This is a genomic window from Roseateles noduli (assembly GCF_050626985.1).
Taxonomy (GTDB): domain Bacteria; phylum Pseudomonadota; class Gammaproteobacteria; order Burkholderiales; family Burkholderiaceae_C; genus Roseateles; species Roseateles noduli_A.
In genome coordinates this window covers 4,933,772-4,949,849 of the sequence record NZ_CP192463.1, presented here as the reverse complement: position 1 = coordinate 4,949,849, position 16,078 = coordinate 4,933,772, and the positions used below count along the sequence as shown (strand labels likewise).

The 16,078-nt window shown below is 68.8% G+C and carries 18 protein-coding genes; 11 read left to right on the top strand and 7 right to left on the bottom strand.

Annotation, left to right across the window (positions count from 1 at the left end; genetic code table 11):
- Positions 1-13: 13 nt before the first annotated feature.
- Entirely contained in the window at positions 14-850 is an 837-nt protein-coding gene (locus ACQ4L4_RS21435; RefSeq protein WP_431100882.1) for an ABC transporter substrate-binding protein, read from the bottom strand.
- A gap of 105 nt (positions 851-955) precedes the next feature.
- Between ACQ4L4_RS21435 and ACQ4L4_RS21430 the strand changes: the two genes are divergently transcribed.
- The 6 genes from ACQ4L4_RS21430 to ACQ4L4_RS21405 all read left to right on the top strand — a co-directional run bounded on the left by ACQ4L4_RS21430 (position 956) and on the right by ACQ4L4_RS21405 (position 6,421).
- Entirely contained in the window at positions 956-1,090 is a 135-nt protein-coding gene (locus tag ACQ4L4_RS21430; protein WP_431100881.1) for a hypothetical protein, read from the top strand.
- Positions 1,091-1,249: 159 nt separating this feature from the next.
- Positions 1,250-2,668 carry a pyridoxal-phosphate dependent enzyme gene (locus ACQ4L4_RS21425; protein ID WP_431100880.1) on the top strand — a complete coding sequence of 473 codons (1,419 nt, stop codon included), beginning with the start codon at positions 1,250-1,252 and terminating at the stop codon, positions 2,666-2,668.
- Positions 2,665-3,870 (top strand): trans-sulfuration enzyme family protein, encoded by a 1,206-nt coding sequence (locus tag ACQ4L4_RS21420; protein ID WP_431100879.1) that lies wholly within the window; start codon positions 2,665-2,667, stop codon positions 3,868-3,870. The genes ACQ4L4_RS21425 and ACQ4L4_RS21420 overlap by 4 nt, the downstream gene beginning before the upstream one ends.
- A gap of 345 nt (positions 3,871-4,215) precedes the next feature.
- Positions 4,216-5,154 carry a LysR family transcriptional regulator gene (locus ACQ4L4_RS21415; protein ID WP_431100878.1) on the top strand — a complete coding sequence of 313 codons (939 nt, stop codon included), beginning with the start codon at positions 4,216-4,218 and terminating at the stop codon, positions 5,152-5,154.
- A gap of 117 nt (positions 5,155-5,271) precedes the next feature.
- Positions 5,272-5,985, top strand: coding sequence for a Bax inhibitor-1/YccA family protein (locus ACQ4L4_RS21410; RefSeq protein WP_377158930.1), 714 nt, complete (start codon positions 5,272-5,274; stop codon positions 5,983-5,985).
- Between the two features lie 34 nt (positions 5,986-6,019).
- Positions 6,020-6,421, top strand: a complete 402-nt coding sequence (locus ACQ4L4_RS21405) for a hypothetical protein (protein ID WP_431100877.1) — start codon at positions 6,020-6,022, stop codon at positions 6,419-6,421.
- Positions 6,422-6,434: 13 nt separating this feature from the next.
- Here the strand turns inward: ACQ4L4_RS21405 and ACQ4L4_RS21400 are convergent, their stop codons facing one another.
- From ACQ4L4_RS21400 to ACQ4L4_RS21390, 3 genes are all read right to left on the bottom strand, one after another.
- Positions 6,435-7,076 carry a glutathione S-transferase family protein gene (locus ACQ4L4_RS21400; protein WP_431100876.1) on the bottom strand — a complete coding sequence of 214 codons (642 nt, stop codon included), beginning with the start codon at positions 7,074-7,076 and terminating at the stop codon, positions 6,435-6,437.
- Between the two features lie 62 nt (positions 7,077-7,138).
- Complete coding sequence (locus ACQ4L4_RS21395) at positions 7,139-7,699, bottom strand: GNAT family N-acetyltransferase (protein WP_431100875.1); 561 nt, start codon at positions 7,697-7,699, stop codon at positions 7,139-7,141.
- Positions 7,700-7,776: 77 nt separating this feature from the next.
- The gene (locus ACQ4L4_RS21390) at positions 7,777-8,823 is read right to left on the bottom strand and encodes a Gfo/Idh/MocA family protein (protein WP_431100874.1); all 1,047 of its coding nucleotides are present in this window, start codon (positions 8,821-8,823) and stop codon (positions 7,777-7,779) included.
- A 182-nt stretch (positions 8,824-9,005) separates the two neighbouring features.
- On the opposite strand from ACQ4L4_RS21390, the gene ACQ4L4_RS21385 reads away from it, so the two are divergent.
- Positions 9,006-11,255, top strand: a complete 2,250-nt coding sequence (locus ACQ4L4_RS21385) for a M3 family metallopeptidase (RefSeq protein WP_431100873.1) — start codon at positions 9,006-9,008, stop codon at positions 11,253-11,255.
- A 92-nt stretch (positions 11,256-11,347) separates the two neighbouring features.
- On the opposite strand, the gene ACQ4L4_RS21380 is transcribed toward ACQ4L4_RS21385, so the two are convergent.
- Both ACQ4L4_RS21380 and ACQ4L4_RS21375 read right to left on the bottom strand, forming a co-directional pair.
- Entirely contained in the window at positions 11,348-11,905 is a 558-nt protein-coding gene (locus ACQ4L4_RS21380) for a DUF2242 domain-containing protein (protein ID WP_431100871.1), read from the bottom strand.
- 174 nt (positions 11,906-12,079) lie between these two features.
- Positions 12,080-12,427: a hypothetical protein gene (locus ACQ4L4_RS21375; protein WP_431100870.1), complete on the bottom strand. Its 348-nt coding sequence runs from the start codon at positions 12,425-12,427 to the stop codon at positions 12,080-12,082.
- Between the two features lie 229 nt (positions 12,428-12,656).
- Between ACQ4L4_RS21375 and ACQ4L4_RS21370 the strand changes: the two genes are divergently transcribed.
- The 3 genes from ACQ4L4_RS21370 to ACQ4L4_RS21360 all read left to right on the top strand — a co-directional run bounded on the left by ACQ4L4_RS21370 (position 12,657) and on the right by ACQ4L4_RS21360 (position 13,789).
- On the top strand, positions 12,657-12,851 hold the full coding sequence (locus ACQ4L4_RS21370; RefSeq protein ID WP_377158952.1) for a hypothetical protein: 195 nt from the start codon (positions 12,657-12,659) through the stop codon (positions 12,849-12,851).
- A 37-nt stretch (positions 12,852-12,888) separates the two neighbouring features.
- Positions 12,889-13,203 (top strand): BON domain-containing protein, encoded by a 315-nt coding sequence (locus tag ACQ4L4_RS21365; RefSeq protein ID WP_297524751.1) that lies wholly within the window; start codon positions 12,889-12,891, stop codon positions 13,201-13,203.
- 145 nt (positions 13,204-13,348) lie between these two features.
- Positions 13,349-13,789, top strand: a complete 441-nt coding sequence (locus tag ACQ4L4_RS21360) for a response regulator transcription factor (protein WP_431100869.1) — start codon at positions 13,349-13,351, stop codon at positions 13,787-13,789.
- Here ACQ4L4_RS21360 and ACQ4L4_RS21355 read toward each other — a convergent pair.
- Positions 13,767-14,399, bottom strand: coding sequence for a response regulator (locus ACQ4L4_RS21355; protein ID WP_377158957.1), 633 nt, complete (start codon positions 14,397-14,399; stop codon positions 13,767-13,769). The genes ACQ4L4_RS21360 and ACQ4L4_RS21355 overlap by 23 nt on opposite strands.
- A gap of 45 nt (positions 14,400-14,444) precedes the next feature.
- Between ACQ4L4_RS21355 and ACQ4L4_RS21350 the strand changes: the two genes are divergently transcribed.
- Positions 14,445-15,962, top strand: coding sequence for a CHASE3 domain-containing protein (locus ACQ4L4_RS21350; RefSeq protein ID WP_431100868.1), 1,518 nt, complete (start codon positions 14,445-14,447; stop codon positions 15,960-15,962).
- Positions 15,963-16,078: the final 116 nt, after the last annotated feature.

The window sequence follows — 16,078 nt, the reverse complement described above, 5'->3', positions numbered from 1 at the left end:
ATCTGGGTCGTGCTCAGCCCTCCACTTGGTCGCTATCGATCTTGAAACTGCGCGTCTGGAATTTCAGACGCGTCGCCGGTCCGTACCACTTGTTGAACAGCTGCTCGGCGGTGCCGTTGGCCTCGAGCTCGCGCAGCGCGCCGTCCACCTGTGCCTTCAACTGGGTCTCGCCCTTGCGCAGGCCCAGCGCCAGCGGTTCGACGCTGAGGTTGGCCGACAGGATCTCGTACTGCGACGCCGCCGGGCCGAGCTTGGCGTACTGGTCCAGCAGCGACACCTCGTCGTTGACGAAGGCCACGCCCTTGCCCTGCTGCAGCGCCTGGAAGGCCTGCGGACCGGTGTCGAAGGTGACGACGTCGACCGTCGGCACGGCCTTGCGGACGTTGGGTTCCTGCGTGCCGCCCTTGATGGTCACGACCTTCTTGCCGGCCAGCTGGTTCAGCGCCTTGATGCCGCTGTCCTTCCTGACCAGCACCTTCTGTCCGGTGACGAAGGTGGTCAGCGAGAAGTCGATCACCGCCTCGCGTTCCTTGTTGTGCGTCAGGCTCGCGGCCAGCACGTCCACGTGGCCCTGCTGCAGCTCGGGAATGCGCGCCGCCACCGCCAGCTGCTTCAGCCGCAGCTTCACGCCGAGCTTCTGCGCCACCGCCTTCGCGAGATCGACCTCGTAGCCGACGATCTCGCGGGTCTTCGGGTCGATGAAGCTGTTGGGCTCGTCCGTGCCCAGCACGCCCACCACGAGCTCGCCCTTCTTCTTGATGTCGTCCAGCTGGTCCGCATGGGCAATGCCAAGCATGGCGGCCGAGGTGGCGATCACGAGCAGGGCGCGGCGGGTCACGGTCAAGGTCATGGCGTCGGTGTCCTTTCTTGGGAGCAGGGGAGCGGTGGAGCGGTGGTTCACGATGGACATCAGCTTAGGAACGCCGACCTTCACGCGGAACGAACGGATGGGCATATGCAAACGCGGCTTTCGCACGTCCCCTCCCCGGACGCGAGCAACCTGCACGTCTTCGCCGGCACCTACGGCGAGTACCTGATGGGCAAGGTCGGCAAGGTGTTTCCGGCGCCGGGCGCGGCGGTGCTGCCATGAGGGCGTTGGCCGCTCATGCCATCCGCGGATAAGCTGCTGCGACAACCGCGCTTGGAGGCCATCGCTTCCAGCAGATAACCTGCGCGGTTTGCCCGCGCCCGGCACCACCCCCGCCGGACGCGTCGCCCGACCATCCCACCAGGATCACAAGGAGCGCCCATGAGTGCCAAGGAGACTTCTTCCACCCCCGTGCAGCAACGGTCTGAACGCGTCCTCGAGCGCCCCGCCGTGCTGGACCTGATCGGCAACACGCCGCTGGTCCCCGTGCATCGGCTCGACACCGGCCCCTGCCAGTTGTTCCTGAAGCTCGAATCGCAGAACCCCGGCGGCTCGATCAAGGACCGCATCGGCCTGTCGATGATCGAGGCCGCCGAGCGCGACGGCCTGCTCCCGCCCGGCGGCACCGTCGTCGAGGCGACCGCCGGCAACACCGGCCTCGGGCTCGCCCTGGTCGCGCGCGCGAAGGGCTATCGCGTCGTGCTGGTCGTGCCGGACAAGATGTCCGCGGAGAAGGTGCTGCAGCTGAAGGCGCTCGGCGCCGAGGTCCACATCACGCGTTCCGACGTGGGCAAGGGCCATCCCGACTACTACCAGGACCGCGCCGCGCGCCTGGTCCCGGACATCCCCGGCGCCTGGTACGCCGACCAGTTCAACAACCCCAACAACCCGCTCGCCCACGAGACCACGACCGGTCCGGAGATCTGGCAGCAGGTCGGCCACCGCATCGACGCGATGGTCTGCGGCGTGGGCTCCGGCGGCACGATCACCGGGCTGTCGCGCTTCTTCGCGAAGGTGCGCCCGGGGCTGGACATGGTGCTCGCCGATCCGGCGGGCTCCATCCTCAAGGACTTCATCGAGACCGGCAGCTTCGGCGAGGCCGGCTCCTGGGCCGTCGAAGGCATCGGCGAGGACTTCATCCCGCCCATCGCCGACCTCAGCGGCGTGCGCCACGCCTACTCGATCACCGACGAGGAAAGCTTCGCCACCGCGCGCGACCTCTACCGCGCCGAGGGCATCCTGGCCGGCTCCTCGACCGGCACGCTGCTGGCCGCGGCGCTGAAGTACTGCCGCGCGCAGACGACGCCCAAGCGCGTCGTGACGCTGGTCTGCGACACCGGCACCCGCTACCTGTCCAAGGTCTACAACGACCCGTGGATGTTCGACCAGGGCCTGCTCAAGCGCGCGACCAAGGGCGACCTGCGCGACCTGATCGCGCGCCTGCCCGAGGACGGCGCCGTCATCAGCGTGAGTCCCGAGGACACGCTGGCCACCGCCTTCTCGCGCATGCGCCAGGCCGAGGTCTCGCAGCTGCCGGTGCTCAAGGACGGCAAGCTCGTCGGCCTGCTCGACGAGTCCGATCTGCTCGCCCAGATGCACATGGACGCGCGCCACTTCAAGGACAGCGTCGACAGCGCGATGAGTCATGATGTGCAGACCCTGCCTCCCGGCGCGCCGCTGTCCGACCTGATCGCCCAGCTGCGCAAGGGCCTGGTGGCCGTGATCGCCGACGATCGCGGCTTCCACGGCCTCGTCACCCGTTTCGACCTGTTGAACCACCTGCGAAAGGGCTTGTCATGAGCCACGACTCCGACAACGACAACCAGTACTCCCACGGCGCGGATCTGCGCTTCGACACCCGCGCGATCCACGGCGGCCAGCATCCCGATCCGACGACCGGCGCGGTGATGCCGCCGATCTACGCGACCTCGACCTACCGCCAGCAGAGCCCCGGCGTGCACCAGGGCTACGAATACGGCCGCACGCACAACCCGACCCGCCAGGCCTACGAGCGCGCGATCGCCAGCCTGGAAGGCGGCGTGCAGGGTTATGCGTTCTCGTCGGGCCTGGCCGCGATGGCCACGGTGCTGGACACGCTGGACGCCGGCTCGCACATCGTCGCCGGCGACGACCTCTACGGCGGCAGCTACCGGCTGTTCGAGCGCGTGCGCAAGCGCAGCGCCGGCCTGCAGGTCACCTACGTCGACAGCAGCAAGCCGGAGAACGTCCGCGCCGCGCTGCGTCCCGAGACGAAGATGATCTGGATCGAGACGCCCAGCAACCCGCTGCTGACGCTGACCGACCTGGCGGCCGTCGCGAAGATCGCGCGCGAGCACGGCGCGCTGGCCATCGCCGACAACACCTTCGCCAGCCCCTGGTCGCAGCGCCCGCTGGAACTGGGCTTCGATGCGGTAATGCACTCGGCCACCAAGTACCTGAACGGTCACAGCGACGTGATCTCCGGCGTGGTGGTGGTCGGCGGCGAGCAGCGCCAGGCGGCGCTGCGCGAGCAGCTCGAGTTCCTGCACAACGCCGTCGGCTCGATCGCCGGGCCGTTCGACAGCTTCCTCGCGCTGCGCGGGCTGAAGACGCTGGCGCTGCGCATGGCGCGCCACAACGAGAGCGCGCTGGAACTCGCCGGCTGGCTGGAGGCGCAACCGAAGGTGCGCCGCGTCTACTACCCGGGCCTGGAGAGCCACCCGCAGCTCGCGCTGGCCAAGCGCCAGATGCGCGGCGGCGGCGGGATGATCAGCGTGCAGCTGGACACCGATCTGGCCGGCGCGCGCCGCTTCCTGGAACGGGTGCAGATCTTCTCGCTGGCGGAAAGCCTGGGCGGCGTCGAGAGCCTGATCTCGCTGCCGGCGCTGATGACGCACGCGTCGATCCCGGTCGAGACGCGCGAGCGTCTGGGCATCACCGATTCGCTGGTGCGGATCTCCGCCGGCATCGAGGACATCGAAGACCTGCGCGATGACTTGAAGGCGGGGCTGGCCGCGATCTGACCGCGGGATCCGCGTCCGCGTCCGACGTCCGTCAGACGCCGCTCCGATGACCATCGGAGGACGGCGGCGGCGGCCGCGGCGGCCACCACAACGAACGCGCCGGGGCCGGGAGGCCGCCGGCGCGTTCTGCTTTTCCGAACCGCAGTCCGCACAAGAAACGAAGTACAGCGTGAAGAATGCGTGAAGATATGCGCGTCAACCGCGCGATGAACTGGACCGCCAGGGGCATGGACTCCACCTGACCGGACCGACTCGCTGTCGGAAAAACCTTCGCTTGGCTCGTCTTAACTTCCGTTTAAGCGAAGTTCGTTATCATCCTGCTTCGTCTTTCTCGGAGGCCCCGCCATGTCCACCCTCAACTACCGTCACCTCCACTACTTCTGGGTCGTCGCCAAGGAGGGCGGCTTCGCCCGGGCCGCCGACCGCCTGGGCATGGCGGTCCAGACGATCAGCGCGCAGGTGCGGGAGCTGGAGCGCTCGCTGGGCCACCAGCTGCTCAAGCCCGAAGGTCGCGGCCTGGTGCTGACCGAAGCCGGCCAGGCCGCCTTCGCGAGAGCGGAGGAGATCTTCCAGATCGGCCAGATGGTCCCGAACGAGGTCCACGAAGCGGCCACGCAGCGCGTGCAACGGCTGTCGGTGGGCCTGTCGGACGGCTTGTCGAAGCTGGCCGCGCACGCCCTGCTCGCGCCGGTGCTGGACACCCCGCAACTGCGCCTCGTCTGCCATGAAGGCGAGGTGGACCAGCTGATCGGCGAGCTCGCGCTGCACCACCTCGATCTGGTGCTCACCGACCAGCCCGCCCCGGTCAATCCGACGCTGCGCATCACCAGCCAGCTGCTGGCGAGCACGACCGTCGACTGGTACGGCCCGTCGGAGTTGATCGAGCGCGCCCGTCGTGCGCCGAACAAGGGCTTCCCGTACGTGCTGGAGACGCTGCCGGTCTTGCTGCCGACCCGTCACGCGTCCCTGCGCTCGGGCCTGGAGCGCTGGTTCGAGCAGCACCACATCCGTCCGCAGATCGTCGGCGAGTTCGAGGACAGCGCGCTGATGAGCGTCTTCGCCGCCCGTGGCCTGGGCGTGTTCCCGGTCAGCCGCCTGGGCGCCGACGACCTCTCGCTGATGGCCGGCCTGCACCTGCTGGGCCAGACCGAAGTGGTCGAGGACGTCCACGCGATCTACTCGCGCCGCGGCCAGAACCACCCCCTGGTGGCCAAGCTGCTGGAGCGTCGCGGCACCCCGATCCCTCTGAATGAACTCGAAACGGAAATTGCTTCAGCAAAATGAGCAATAAGCAGGTTTATTCGATGTGACGATGGCGTTAAGGTCGGGTCCTCATGCGCGCGCGAGCGCGCTTCCCGTTCAACGGTCTACACGGCTTCCACGGCTCCAGGAGAACTTCTCATGAGCGACTTCCAACGACAACCGGCGTCCCCCTCGAGCTGGACGCCCGCCACTGCCAACGGCGGCGATTCGGTCTTCACCCAGCGCGCCGACGTGGCACGCGTGCTGCGCAACACCTACGCGCTGCTGTCGATGACGCTGTTGTTCAGCGCCGCGGTGGCGGCCGCCGCGGTCGCGTACCGGCTGCCCGCCCCGGGCATGATCCTGACGCTGATCGGCTACTTCGGCCTGCTGTTCGCGATCCACAAGACGCAGAACAGCGCGGCTTCGGTGCCGCTGGTGTTCGCGCTGACGGGCTTCATGGGCTACACGCTGGGCCCCTTGCTGGGCGCGATCCTGAAGATGGCGGGCGGCGCCAGCATCATCGCCATGGCGATGGGCACCACCGGCGCGACCTTCCTGGTGCTGTCGGCCTACGTGCTGGCGACCAAGAAGGACTTCAGCTTCATGGGCGGCTTCCTGTTCGCCGGCATGATCATCGCGATCCTGGCGTCGCTGGCCAACCTGTTCTTCCAGCTGCCGCTGCTGTCGGTGGTGGTCTCGGGCGTGGTGGCGCTGCTGTCGGCGGGCATGATCCTGTTCCACACCAGCATGATCGTGAACGGCGGCGAGCGGAACTACGTGATGGCCACCGTCAGCCTGTTCGTGTCGCTGTTCAACCTGTTCACCAGCCTGCTGAGCATCTTCGGCTTCGCCGGCTCCAGCGACGACTGATGCAGCGGTTGATACAAGCCAGGCAGGACAAGCGATGAAGACCTTCCTGTGGTCCGTGACCGGGCTGTTCGCGCTGCTCTGGAGCGGACTGGCCTGGGCCACGGCGGGACTGGTGCGCTGGACGGTGGAGGCCCTCTCCACCGGCCGCGCGGCCGAGCTCGGCAAGGGCGCGGTCGAGTTCAAGTTCCCGGCCTGGGTCGAGCCCTTCCTCGATACCGGCCTGCTCGAGGCCGTGCAAGGCGCCGTGCAGTGGTTGATGGAAATGGCCGGCACCGGCGCGCCGATGGCGGGCACGGCGATCGGCTGGCTGGTCCCGGTGGTCTGGGTGACCTGGGCCTTCGGGCTGACGGTGCTGCTCGTGATCGCGCTGGTGCTCAATCACCTGATCAAGCGCCTGCCCCGCACCGGCGCGCCGCTGGCCGCGGCGCCGCGCTGAAGTCGTCGGGCGTTCAGCCCCCGCAGGGCTGGACGATGCCGTCGCCGTGAGGCGCGGCCCGGAACTCCGGCAACTGCTCCACCGCGGTCGCATACGCGATCAAGGTCTGCAGACGGTCCGCCGGCGGCAACAGCTCCGGCGTCATCTGCCGGACGAACTCCCACATCACGCCGATCGTCACGCCCGCCAGGCCGATGCCATCGCGCGCGGCGGACAGCGGCGCCTTCGCCATCTCGGCATCCAGCTCGATCAAGGCCGCGCGCAGCTGGCCGCCGACGCGCTCCAGCCAGGGCGCGTGCTGCTTGTCGTCGGGACGCAGCTGCTGCTCGTAGACCGCCTGCACGCTCTTGTCCGTGGCCGCGAGGGCGAGGCCCGTCAGCCGCAGCGCGCGCTTGAGCGCCGGATCGCTGGGCGGCAGCAGGGCGCGGCCGGGCGACAGGGCCTGCGCGTACTGCAGGATCAGCGTGGAGTCCATCAGCACCGTGCCGTCGTCGCAGACCAGGGTCGGCGCCTTGACGACGGGGTTGATGCGGCTGAACTCGTCGAAGGTGCGGAACACCGAGAGCGACTGGTGCTCGAAGTGCAGGCCGAGCAGCTGCATCGCGATCGCGGCGCGGCGGACGTAGGGAGAGTCGAGCATGCCGATGAGCTGCATGGCGGATCCTTTCGGCGGTGGATACATTGACGCGGTGGCGGCGGCCGGCTCGCTCGGCGCGCTCAGGCGCCGGGCGGCAGCACCACGGTGAAGCGGTAGAGGCAGCACTCGTCCTCATGGAGCGTGCGGACCTCGCGGGTGATCTCGCCGACGGCCTGGCCGCGGATGACACCCGGCCAGAACTGCGCGGCCGGCGTGTTGGCCATCAGGTGGTAGACCTCCCAGCGGCCGGGGAAGCGGGCCAGCACCTCGCCCGCGGCACGCGCCGCCAGGCCGTGGCCGCGGTACCCGCGGGCGAGGAAAAAGTAGCCCATGTTGTGATCCGAGTCCGGCTGCTCGCATTCGCCGTCGACGACCGCGAAGCCCGCGAGTTCACCGCCGACCCAGATCAGGAACGGATGCACGTCGGCCTGCGCCCAGTACGGGGCCTTGGGTCGCAGCTGATAACGGCCCTCGTGCGCGAACGCCACCGGCGTCCACTCGCTGAGGTCGTAGTTGTAGAACTGCATGAGGTTCTCGATGCGCGGCAGGTCGTCCGGCGCAGCGCGCTCGATCTTGAGCGTCGGCGTGTCCGGCAGCGGGACCGGGATCGAGTCGTCAAAGGACGCGGGTTGTGTCTCCATCGTGGCTTCCTTCAGGCGCTTCTCTGCTACGTGTCCGGGACGGGCTCCGCGCCGGGGCGCGGCGTGCGTCGCGGCGATCAGGCGGGTGACGGCGGGAACGCGTCGTCGAACGGAGACCTCACGCCGGCGAGCGCGCGGATGCGGTCCATCCAGCCCAGCACCGCGAGCGTCTCCGCATGCGGCACCACCGGACTCTCGATCTCGCCGGCATGCACGCAGCGCATCGTCTCGCGGATCTCGTACTCGAAGCCGTTGATCTCGAAGCGGCGCTCGATCGTCTCGGGCGTGCCGCGCGCCGGCAGCCACTGGGCACGCGTCGCCTCCCAGAAGGTCTCCGGCAGCACGATTGCTCCCGCCCCGCCGAGGATGTGCATCGTGTTCGGCGCGAAGGTGTCGATGGCGCACTGGAACTGCGACGTCAGTCCGTCGCCGAAGTCGAGCGTCACCGCCAGTCCGGCGTCGACGCCGGTCGGCGCCAGCCGGGCCTTCACGGCCAGATCCACCAGGGGCGGGACTTCGCCGAGCGCGTGCTGCAGCACCCATCGCGTGGCGGTCAGGTTGTAGATGCCGATGTCCAGCAGTGCGCCGCCCGCCAGCGCGGGGCTGAAGATGCGGCTGTCGGGGTCATAGGGCGCGGGGAAGCAGAAGCTCGACTGCATGCCGCGCAGCGCGCCGAGCCGGCCTTCGCGCAGCCAGGCCGCGAGGTCCTGGTACAGCGGCAGGAAGCGCGTCCACACCGCCTCCATCAGGAAGACGCGGTGCGTGCGCGAGGCCTCGACCAGACGCCGGCCCATCTCCTGGTTCGGCACCAGCGACTTCTCGCACAGCACGGCCTTGCCGGCCTGGAGCGCGGCCAGGACGTACTCGTAGTGCTGACCGTGCGGTGTCGCGACATAGACGCCATCGACGACCGGATCGTTCATCACCGCGGCGGGATCGGTGTGGGCGAGCACGGCGGGCTCGCCGGCCGGCGACCAGCGCTCGGCGAACTGCTGCGCGCGATGCGCGTCGCGGCCGCAGACCGCGTGGAGACGGCAGCCGTCGAGCTGCGCGACGGCTTCGGCGAAGCGGTGCGCGATCGAGCCGGGGCCGATCACGGCCCAGTGGAAAGTGCGTTCGGACATGAGCGGCGATGCTAATCGGGTCGACCCGTCGCGGACTGCCGTCGCGCGGCTCTCAGGGTTGTCCCGGGGTGGGTTCTCCACGGGGCGGACGGCGCCCATGGCGTTCGGCTTCGAGAGGCGCTTCGGCTAAGGTGACGGACTCGCACAACACGAATGCCCGCCCACAAGACGGGCCGTCTCCCATGAGGATTCCCTTCGTCCTGGCCGCCACCGTGGCCCTCGCCGTTCCCGTGATGGCCCAGACGGCCGCGCCCGCCGCGCCTGCCGTGTCCACCAACGCCTCCGCCGGCAAGCCGGCCACGGACACGACCGCGGCCAGCGCGGCGAGCGTCGCGAACCCGCTGCTCGCGCCGAGCACGCTGCCGCTGCAATACCCGCCCTTCGACAGGATCCGCGACGCCGACATCGGACCCGCGATCGACCAGGGCATGGCCGAGCAACTGGCCGAGGTCGCCGCGATCGCCGACAACCCCGCGGCGCCGACCTTCGACAACACCATCGTTGCGCTGGAGCGCGGCGGTCGCACGCTGGGGAGAGCCACCACGCTGCTGATGAGCCTGACCGGCGCCGACGCCAATCCCGCGCGTCTGAAGCTGCAGGCCGACTACGCGACGAAGCTGGCCGCGCACCGCGACGCGATCCAGCTGAACCCGACGCTGTTCGCGCGCATCGAGTCGCTGTACCAGCGCCGCGCGTCGCTCGGCCTGGGCGCCCAGGAGCAGCGGCTGATCGAGCGCCAGTACAACCAGTTCCTGCGCGCCGGCGCGAAGCTGGACGAGGACGGCAAGGCCCGCATGAAGGCCATCAACGCCGAGATGGCGCAGCTGGGCGCGCGCTTCAACCAGAACGTGCTGGCGGAGGTGAACGACTCGGCCGTGATCGTCGACAGCCTCGACGAGCTGAAGGGATTGAGCGATGAGCAGATCTCCGCCGCCGCATCCGCCGCGAAGGAACGCGGCCTGGACGGCAAGTACCTGATCGCGCTGCTGAACACGACCGGCCAGCCGGTGCTGGCGCAGCTGGAGAACCGTGCGCTGCGCCAGCGGATCTACGAGGCCTCGGTGGTGCGCGGCTCGCGCGGCAACGCCTACGACAACACCGCGCTGGTGTCGCGCGTCGTTTCGCTGCGTGCCGAGCGCGCGAAGCTGCTCGGCTTCGCGACGCATGCGGACTTCGTGCTGAAGGACGAGACCGCCCGGAACCAGCAGGCCGTCAACGGCATGCTGCGCCAGCTGGCGCCGGCGGCGGTCGGCGCCGCGCGCCGCGAGGGCGCGGAACTGCAGGCGATCATCGACCGCGAGCAGAAGGCGAAGAAGCAGCCGACCTTCCAGTTGGCGGCGTGGGACTGGAGCTTCTACAGCGAGAAGCTGCGAGCCGAGAAATACGGCTTCGACGAGGCGCAGCTCAAGCCCTACTTCGAGATGAAGCACGTGCTGGAGAACGGCGTGTTCTACGCGGCGGGGCAGCTGTACGGCCTGAAGTTCAAGCAGCGCCACGACCTGCCGGTCTACCACCCGGACGTGCTGGTCTACGACGTGTTCAACGCCGACGGGTCGCAGCTGTCGATCTTCATCGCCGACATGTACGCGCGGCCGTCCAAGCGCGGTGGCGCGTGGATGAACGCGTACGTCGACCAGAGCGGGCTGATGAACCAGAAGCCGGTGGTGGCGAATCACCTCAACATCCCGAAGCCGGCGGACGGCAAGCCGACGCTGCTGACGTGGGACGAGGTGACGACGATGTTCCACGAGTTCGGGCATGCGCTGCACGGCATGTTCTCGAACGTGAAGTACCCGAGCATGGCCGGCACCAAGGTGCCGCGCGATTTCGTCGAGTACCCGTCGCAGGTCAACGAGATGTGGGCGGACTGGCCGAGCGTACTCGCCAACTACGCGAAGCACTACAAGACCGGCGAGCCGATGCCGCGCGCGTTGCTGGACAAGGTGCTGGCGGCCAAGCAGTTCAACCAGGGCTTCGCGACGACGGAGTACCTGAGCGCGGCGAGCCTGGACCAGCGCTGGCACCAGCTGCCGCTGGATCAGGTGCCCGACGCCGACGGCGTGATGGCCTTCGAGGCCAAGGCGCTGCGCGAGGAAGGCTACGACTACGACGCGGTGCCGCCGCGTTACCGCACGCCCTACTTCAGCCACATCATGGGCGGGTACGCGGCGGGTTACTACGCCTATGTCTGGTCGGAGGTGCTCGACGCCAACACGGTGCAGTGGTTCAAGGCCAACGGCGGCCTGAAGCGCGAGCTGGGCGACGCGTTCCGCGCGAAGCTGCTGTCGCAGGGCGGCAGCCAGGACGCACTGACGCTGTTCCGCGGCGTCGTCGGCCACGAGCCGCAGATCCAGCCGCTGCTGGAGCGCCGCGGCCTGGTCATCGAGAAGACGAGGACGGCGGGCAAACCGCAGGCATCGACGCCACAGTAATCTGGGGGAGACGGCCCACCCGGAGGTGGGTTGTCACCTGTGGTTCGTCAAAGGGCGCTCATCGAGGCGCCCTCTTTCGTTTTTGAGAGGACTCACCCGCCCGTCTTGTCCAGATCGCTCGCGTCCTCGTTCCCCTGCTGCGTGATCAAGCGCTGCATCAACGCGAAGAACCGGTCGTAGAACTGTCCGGCGGGGATGGTTTCGGAGGCGACCTTCACGAGCGACTCCGTCGACGACGACAGCGGCACCGAGATCGAGCCGATCGCGCTCACGCCCAGGCTGGTGGAATTCGCGCTGCGCTTGACGTTGTAGCGGTCCTGCAGTGCCGAGACATAGGCCGTCGCCAGCTTCCCGCTACCGCCTTCCGGCACGCACACCACGGTGAAGCTGATCTCCACGTGCACCTCGCCCTCGGGCTGGAAGCGCTTGGTGCCCGAGATCGAATCCGGCAGCGCCGCGTTGATCACGTAGCCCTGGCTCAGCAGCGCGCGCCGCGCCGCTTCGCAGGTGTCCTGCACGCTCGAATCGAACAGGCGCGAGAAGGTCTCGTCCGACGCGAAACGCTCGTTCTGGTAGACGGAGTTCTTGCGCTCGGCGCTCGTCCCGAAGGTGCCGCAGCCCGTCATCAAGGTCGCGGCCAAGGCAGCCATCGCGAACGGGCGCAGCGATGCGGGGAGAAAGGAAAAAGGGCGTCGGATCATCGTCGTCAGGCCGTGATCGGCCAGCGACAGATTATCCGCGCCCTGACTTAGAGGAGGTTGAGGCGGTGGCTCAGTGCGTGCTCAGCGTGCTCGACAGGTGCTCGACAGCTGCTCGAAACGCGCTCAATGCGTCGTCTGCGCGGTCAGCAAGGTCTGCCAGTCGCCGTCGACGCAGGCCGACAGCCGACGGGCGCAGCCCGGGCAACGTTGCCAGTGCTCGGTCGCCGCGGACAGCAGGGCAGGCCAGTAAGGACGGTCGCCTTCGCAGCGGCTGCGCGGGATGACCAGCGCGATCTCCTGATCATCGGCCTGACCGTTCGCGTCGATGTAGGACAGCTGCGCGCGCACCACCACCGTCAGCGGCGTGGAGAGCAGCAGCTCGGCGTTCACGCAATGGGAGGGGCGGAAGTCGGGATGGATCGGGGCCGGAGCCCGGGGAGCGCTTCCAACGGCGGCGGAGAAGGTGTTCATCTTGTTCTCGTCTCAGGTCTTTGTTCGATGCCCACATCCTAGGGAGAGAGGCTCGCGACGCCTGTGAGGCCCCCGCGCGACGCCCTGTAGGACAACGCCGCATTCGGCCCGTCGGCAACGCCGTTTCCGCTTGTCCTACAAGACATCGCGGACGCGGACGACAGGGCGGACTGTTCGGGATACGTAGAGTCAATCCCAGCGCACCACGGGGTGCACAAGGAGCTGACAGATGGGCATCGCCGACCACCATTCCCTCGCCTTGCACGTTCATGAATTCGCCTGCCAGGTCCAATGGACCGCGGTCAGCGACCACGAACCGGTGCTGGGTCTGGAAGCGGCGCTTCCTTATCTGCTGGACCACGCCCCCGCGACGTTCGCCGAGCCGGCCCCTGCTGTCGTGTCGTCAGACCGCCACGCCGCGTGAGTCCGAGCCTTTTCATCAATCGAAGGAGATCAACATGATGATTCGAGCCACCGTTCTCGCCCTGGCCACCGCTGTGGGCGCCCTGACCCTGCTGCCCGGCTGCGCCGTGACGCGCGGTCAATCCTCCGTCGGCGAGTACGTCGACGACGCGGCCGTCACCACTGCGGTGAAGTCCAAGTTCGTCGAGGCCAAGTCGGTCGACGCCAGCTCCATCCACGTGGAGACGCTGCAAGGCGAGGTGATGCTGACCGGCTTCGCCAAGAACGCCACGGAGAAGTCCGACGCCGAACGCCTGGCGCGTGAAGTCAAGGGCGTGAAGCGCGTCAAGAACGAGATCGCGATCCGCAACTGATGCGCTGACGCGATTCCCCTGATCGTGTGTCCGACGGCGGCTTGACCACCCGCCCCGGGCGCACCGCGCGAACGGACGGTCTGCCCCTGCAACCCGTCCGTTCGCGCTTACCCGCTTGTGGTTTCGAGCAGTTCACGAGCCCCCCATGGATGCCCAGCCCGCCAGCGCCGCCCTCACCTGCTTCCTCGTCGAGGACAACGCCGTCATCCGGGAGAACCTGGTGGCGACGCTCGAGGAGATGGTGGACCTGCGCGTCCTCGGCCATGCGGTCGACGAGAACGGCGCGCTGAACTGGCTGTCGGAAGACCATCCCGGCTGCGACCTGCTGATCATCGACATCTTCCTCGCGCAGGGGACCGGACTGAACGTGCTGCGCGCCGCCGGCGAGCGCATGCCCGGAGCGCGCCGCGTCGTGCTCAGCAACTACGCCACACCGGACATGCGCCAGCGCTGCTTCGCGCTGGGCGCCGACAAGGTCTTCGACAAATCGGCCGAGCTGGAAGACCTGCTGGCCTACTGCGGCGGCCTGGTCGACGCGGCCAACCGGGACGCCGGCGATGCGGCTACTCGATCAGCCCGTTCTTGAGGGCGTAATACGTCAGCTCGCTGTTGGTGCTGAGCGAGAGCTTCTCCAGCACGCGCGAGCGGTAGGTCGACACCGTCTTCACGCTCAGCGACATGCCGTCGGCGATGTGGCCCACGGTCTCTCCGCGCGCCAGGCGCAGGAAGACCTGCAGCTCGCGCTCGGACAGCGTGTCGTGGGCGGCCTGGTCGGCCGGCGCGCCGAGGCCGTCGGCCAGCAGCTCCGCCACGGCCGGCGTGATGTACTTGCGGCCGCGGAAGACCGTCCGGATCGCCGTGGCGATCTCCTCGGGGTCGCATTCCTTGTTGAGGTAGCCGCTGGCGCCCTGGCGCAGCAGCGTGGTCGCGTAGTGCGTCTCCGGGAAGCCGCTGAGGATCAGCACCGGCAGTTCCGGCTTGCGGGCCTTGATGGCGGCGAGGGTCTCGACGCCGCTCTGGTCGGGCAGCGAGAGGTCCATCAGCATCACGTCGAGCTCGCCGGCGCGCACGAGGTCCAGCGCCTCGCGGCCCGAGCCGGCTTCGCCGGTGACGCGCAGGTCGACCTGTTCGGAGAGGAATTGCCGCAGCCCGGCGCGGACAATCGCGTGGTCGTCGACGATGGCGATTCGGATCATGGTGGCGATGGTCAAGTGAGCGAAATCGCTCAGGGAGTGTAGAGGATGAGCCTGAAGGACACCGTCACGAACCTGGGTCGCAAGACGTGGGCGATGCCGCTCGGCGTGTTCGTGGCCCTGCTGATGATCCTGATCAGCGAGCTGGCCTACTTCGGCGCCGTCTCGCAGATGGACCGTCTGGACACGCTGGGCCGGGCCCGGATGGAACTGCTCCGGCTGATGGCCCGCGTGACCGACGCGGAGTCAGGGCAACGGGGATACCTGATCACCCGCCGCCCGGAATACCTGGACCCTTACCGCTTCGCCGCGGAAGACGCGTCGCAGGGCCTGAACTCCCTGCAGCGCATGTACGCACAGGTCGGCGCCCAGGATGCCGAGCACCGCAGCAAGGAGATCGCCGGGGCGGTCAGCGCCAAGCTCAGCGAGCTGCAGGAAGTGCTCAAGCTCTACGAGAGCGGACGCGAGTCGGCCGGCCGTGAGCTGATGATGACCGACATCGGCCGCGACCAGATGGAGCAGATCCGGCGCCGCTCGGCGGAACTGCTGACCGACGAGAACCGCCGCATCGCGCTCGGCACCGGTCAGGTCTACGACACGCTGATGCTCAGCCGCATCGGCGTGGCCGGCATGACGCTGCTGAGCCTGATCGTGTTCGTGCTGTTCGTGCGCAAGAGCCGGGCGCTCGACGTCCAGCGCGCCGAGCAGGCCCAGGAGGTGCGAGCCGAGCGCGACCGGCTGGAGGTCGAGGTGTCCCGCCGCACCGCCGAGCTGACGCAGCTCGCACGCCACCTGCAGACCGCGCGCGAGGACGAGCGCGCCCGCCTGGCCCGCGACCTGCACGATGAGCTGGGCGCCCTGCTGACGGCGGCCAAGCTCGACGTCGCGCGGCTGCGGCCCAAGCTGCAGGCCGGCGCGCCGGACCTGATGCAGCGGCTCACCCACCTGACCGAGACGCTCAACAGCGGCATCGCGCTCAAGCGCCGGATCATCGAGGACCTGCGCCCGTCGACGCTCGATCAGCTGGGCTTGGTGCCGGCGCTGGAGATCCTGTGCCGCGAGATGTCCGAGCGGCTGGGCGTGCCGATCGCGGTGGAGCTGGATCCGGCGGTGGATCTGGTCCCGAGCGCGCAGCTGACCGCCTTCCGGCTGGTGCAGGAGGCGCTGACCAATACCGCCAAGTACGCCCATGCGACCGCGGTGACCGTGGCGCTCAAGCGCGAATACGCGCAGGCGATGGTCATCGTCACCGACAACGGCCAGGGCTTCGACCCGGGCCGCCTGGCGCTCGGCTCGCACGGGCTGCTGGGCATGCGCTTCCGCGTCGAGGCCGAACGCGGCCAGTTGCGGCTGCGCAGTGCGCCGGGACAGGGCACCGAGGTCTGCGCCTGGCTGCCGCTCAAGCAGGACGAGCCGGACATCCCGCGGATCGATTTCCCGATTCCCGGCCTGACTGCCATGTCCAGCGCCATGCCGGGTGCGGCGCCGGGTGCGGCGCCATCGCCGGCCCAGGCGCCGACGCCTGCGGGCGAGGGCGGCCTGCCGCCGGCCGGCGGCGGCCTGTAGGCGCGCGCCTACGGCGCGCCGGGACGCCGGGCGACCGGCGCTTCCGGCGGCAGCCGACCCCGTGCCGATGGGGGGATCTCTACAGTGAAGTCATGGATCCGCGGCCACCCGCGGAA

Coding starts and splice junctions, on each gene's coding strand:
- ACQ4L4_RS21435 (WP_431100882.1), bottom strand. CDS start 850: ATGACCTTGACCGTGACCCGCCGCGCCCTGCTCGTGATCGCCACCTCG.
- ACQ4L4_RS21430 (WP_431100881.1), top strand. CDS start 956: ATGCAAACGCGGCTTTCGCACGTCCCCTCCCCGGACGCGAGCAACCTG.
- ACQ4L4_RS21425 (WP_431100880.1), top strand. CDS start 1,250: ATGAGTGCCAAGGAGACTTCTTCCACCCCCGTGCAGCAACGGTCTGAA.
- ACQ4L4_RS21420 (WP_431100879.1), top strand. CDS start 2,665: ATGAGCCACGACTCCGACAACGACAACCAGTACTCCCACGGCGCGGAT.
- ACQ4L4_RS21415 (WP_431100878.1), top strand. CDS start 4,216: ATGTCCACCCTCAACTACCGTCACCTCCACTACTTCTGGGTCGTCGCC.
- ACQ4L4_RS21410 (WP_377158930.1), top strand. CDS start 5,272: ATGAGCGACTTCCAACGACAACCGGCGTCCCCCTCGAGCTGGACGCCC.
- ACQ4L4_RS21405 (WP_431100877.1), top strand. CDS start 6,020: ATGAAGACCTTCCTGTGGTCCGTGACCGGGCTGTTCGCGCTGCTCTGG.
- ACQ4L4_RS21400 (WP_431100876.1), bottom strand. CDS start 7,076: ATGCAGCTCATCGGCATGCTCGACTCTCCCTACGTCCGCCGCGCCGCG.
- ACQ4L4_RS21395 (WP_431100875.1), bottom strand. CDS start 7,699: ATGGAGACACAACCCGCGTCCTTTGACGACTCGATCCCGGTCCCGCTG.
- ACQ4L4_RS21390 (WP_431100874.1), bottom strand. CDS start 8,823: ATGTCCGAACGCACTTTCCACTGGGCCGTGATCGGCCCCGGCTCGATC.
- ACQ4L4_RS21385 (WP_431100873.1), top strand. CDS start 9,006: ATGAGGATTCCCTTCGTCCTGGCCGCCACCGTGGCCCTCGCCGTTCCC.
- ACQ4L4_RS21380 (WP_431100871.1), bottom strand. CDS start 11,905: ATGGCTGCCTTGGCCGCGACCTTGATGACGGGCTGCGGCACCTTCGGG.
- ACQ4L4_RS21375 (WP_431100870.1), bottom strand. CDS start 12,427: ATGAACACCTTCTCCGCCGCCGTTGGAAGCGCTCCCCGGGCTCCGGCC.
- ACQ4L4_RS21370 (WP_377158952.1), top strand. CDS start 12,657: ATGGGCATCGCCGACCACCATTCCCTCGCCTTGCACGTTCATGAATTC.
- ACQ4L4_RS21365 (WP_297524751.1), top strand. CDS start 12,889: ATGATTCGAGCCACCGTTCTCGCCCTGGCCACCGCTGTGGGCGCCCTG.
- ACQ4L4_RS21360 (WP_431100869.1), top strand. CDS start 13,349: ATGGATGCCCAGCCCGCCAGCGCCGCCCTCACCTGCTTCCTCGTCGAG.
- ACQ4L4_RS21355 (WP_377158957.1), bottom strand. CDS start 14,399: ATGATCCGAATCGCCATCGTCGACGACCACGCGATTGTCCGCGCCGGG.
- ACQ4L4_RS21350 (WP_431100868.1), top strand. CDS start 14,445: ATGAGCCTGAAGGACACCGTCACGAACCTGGGTCGCAAGACGTGGGCG.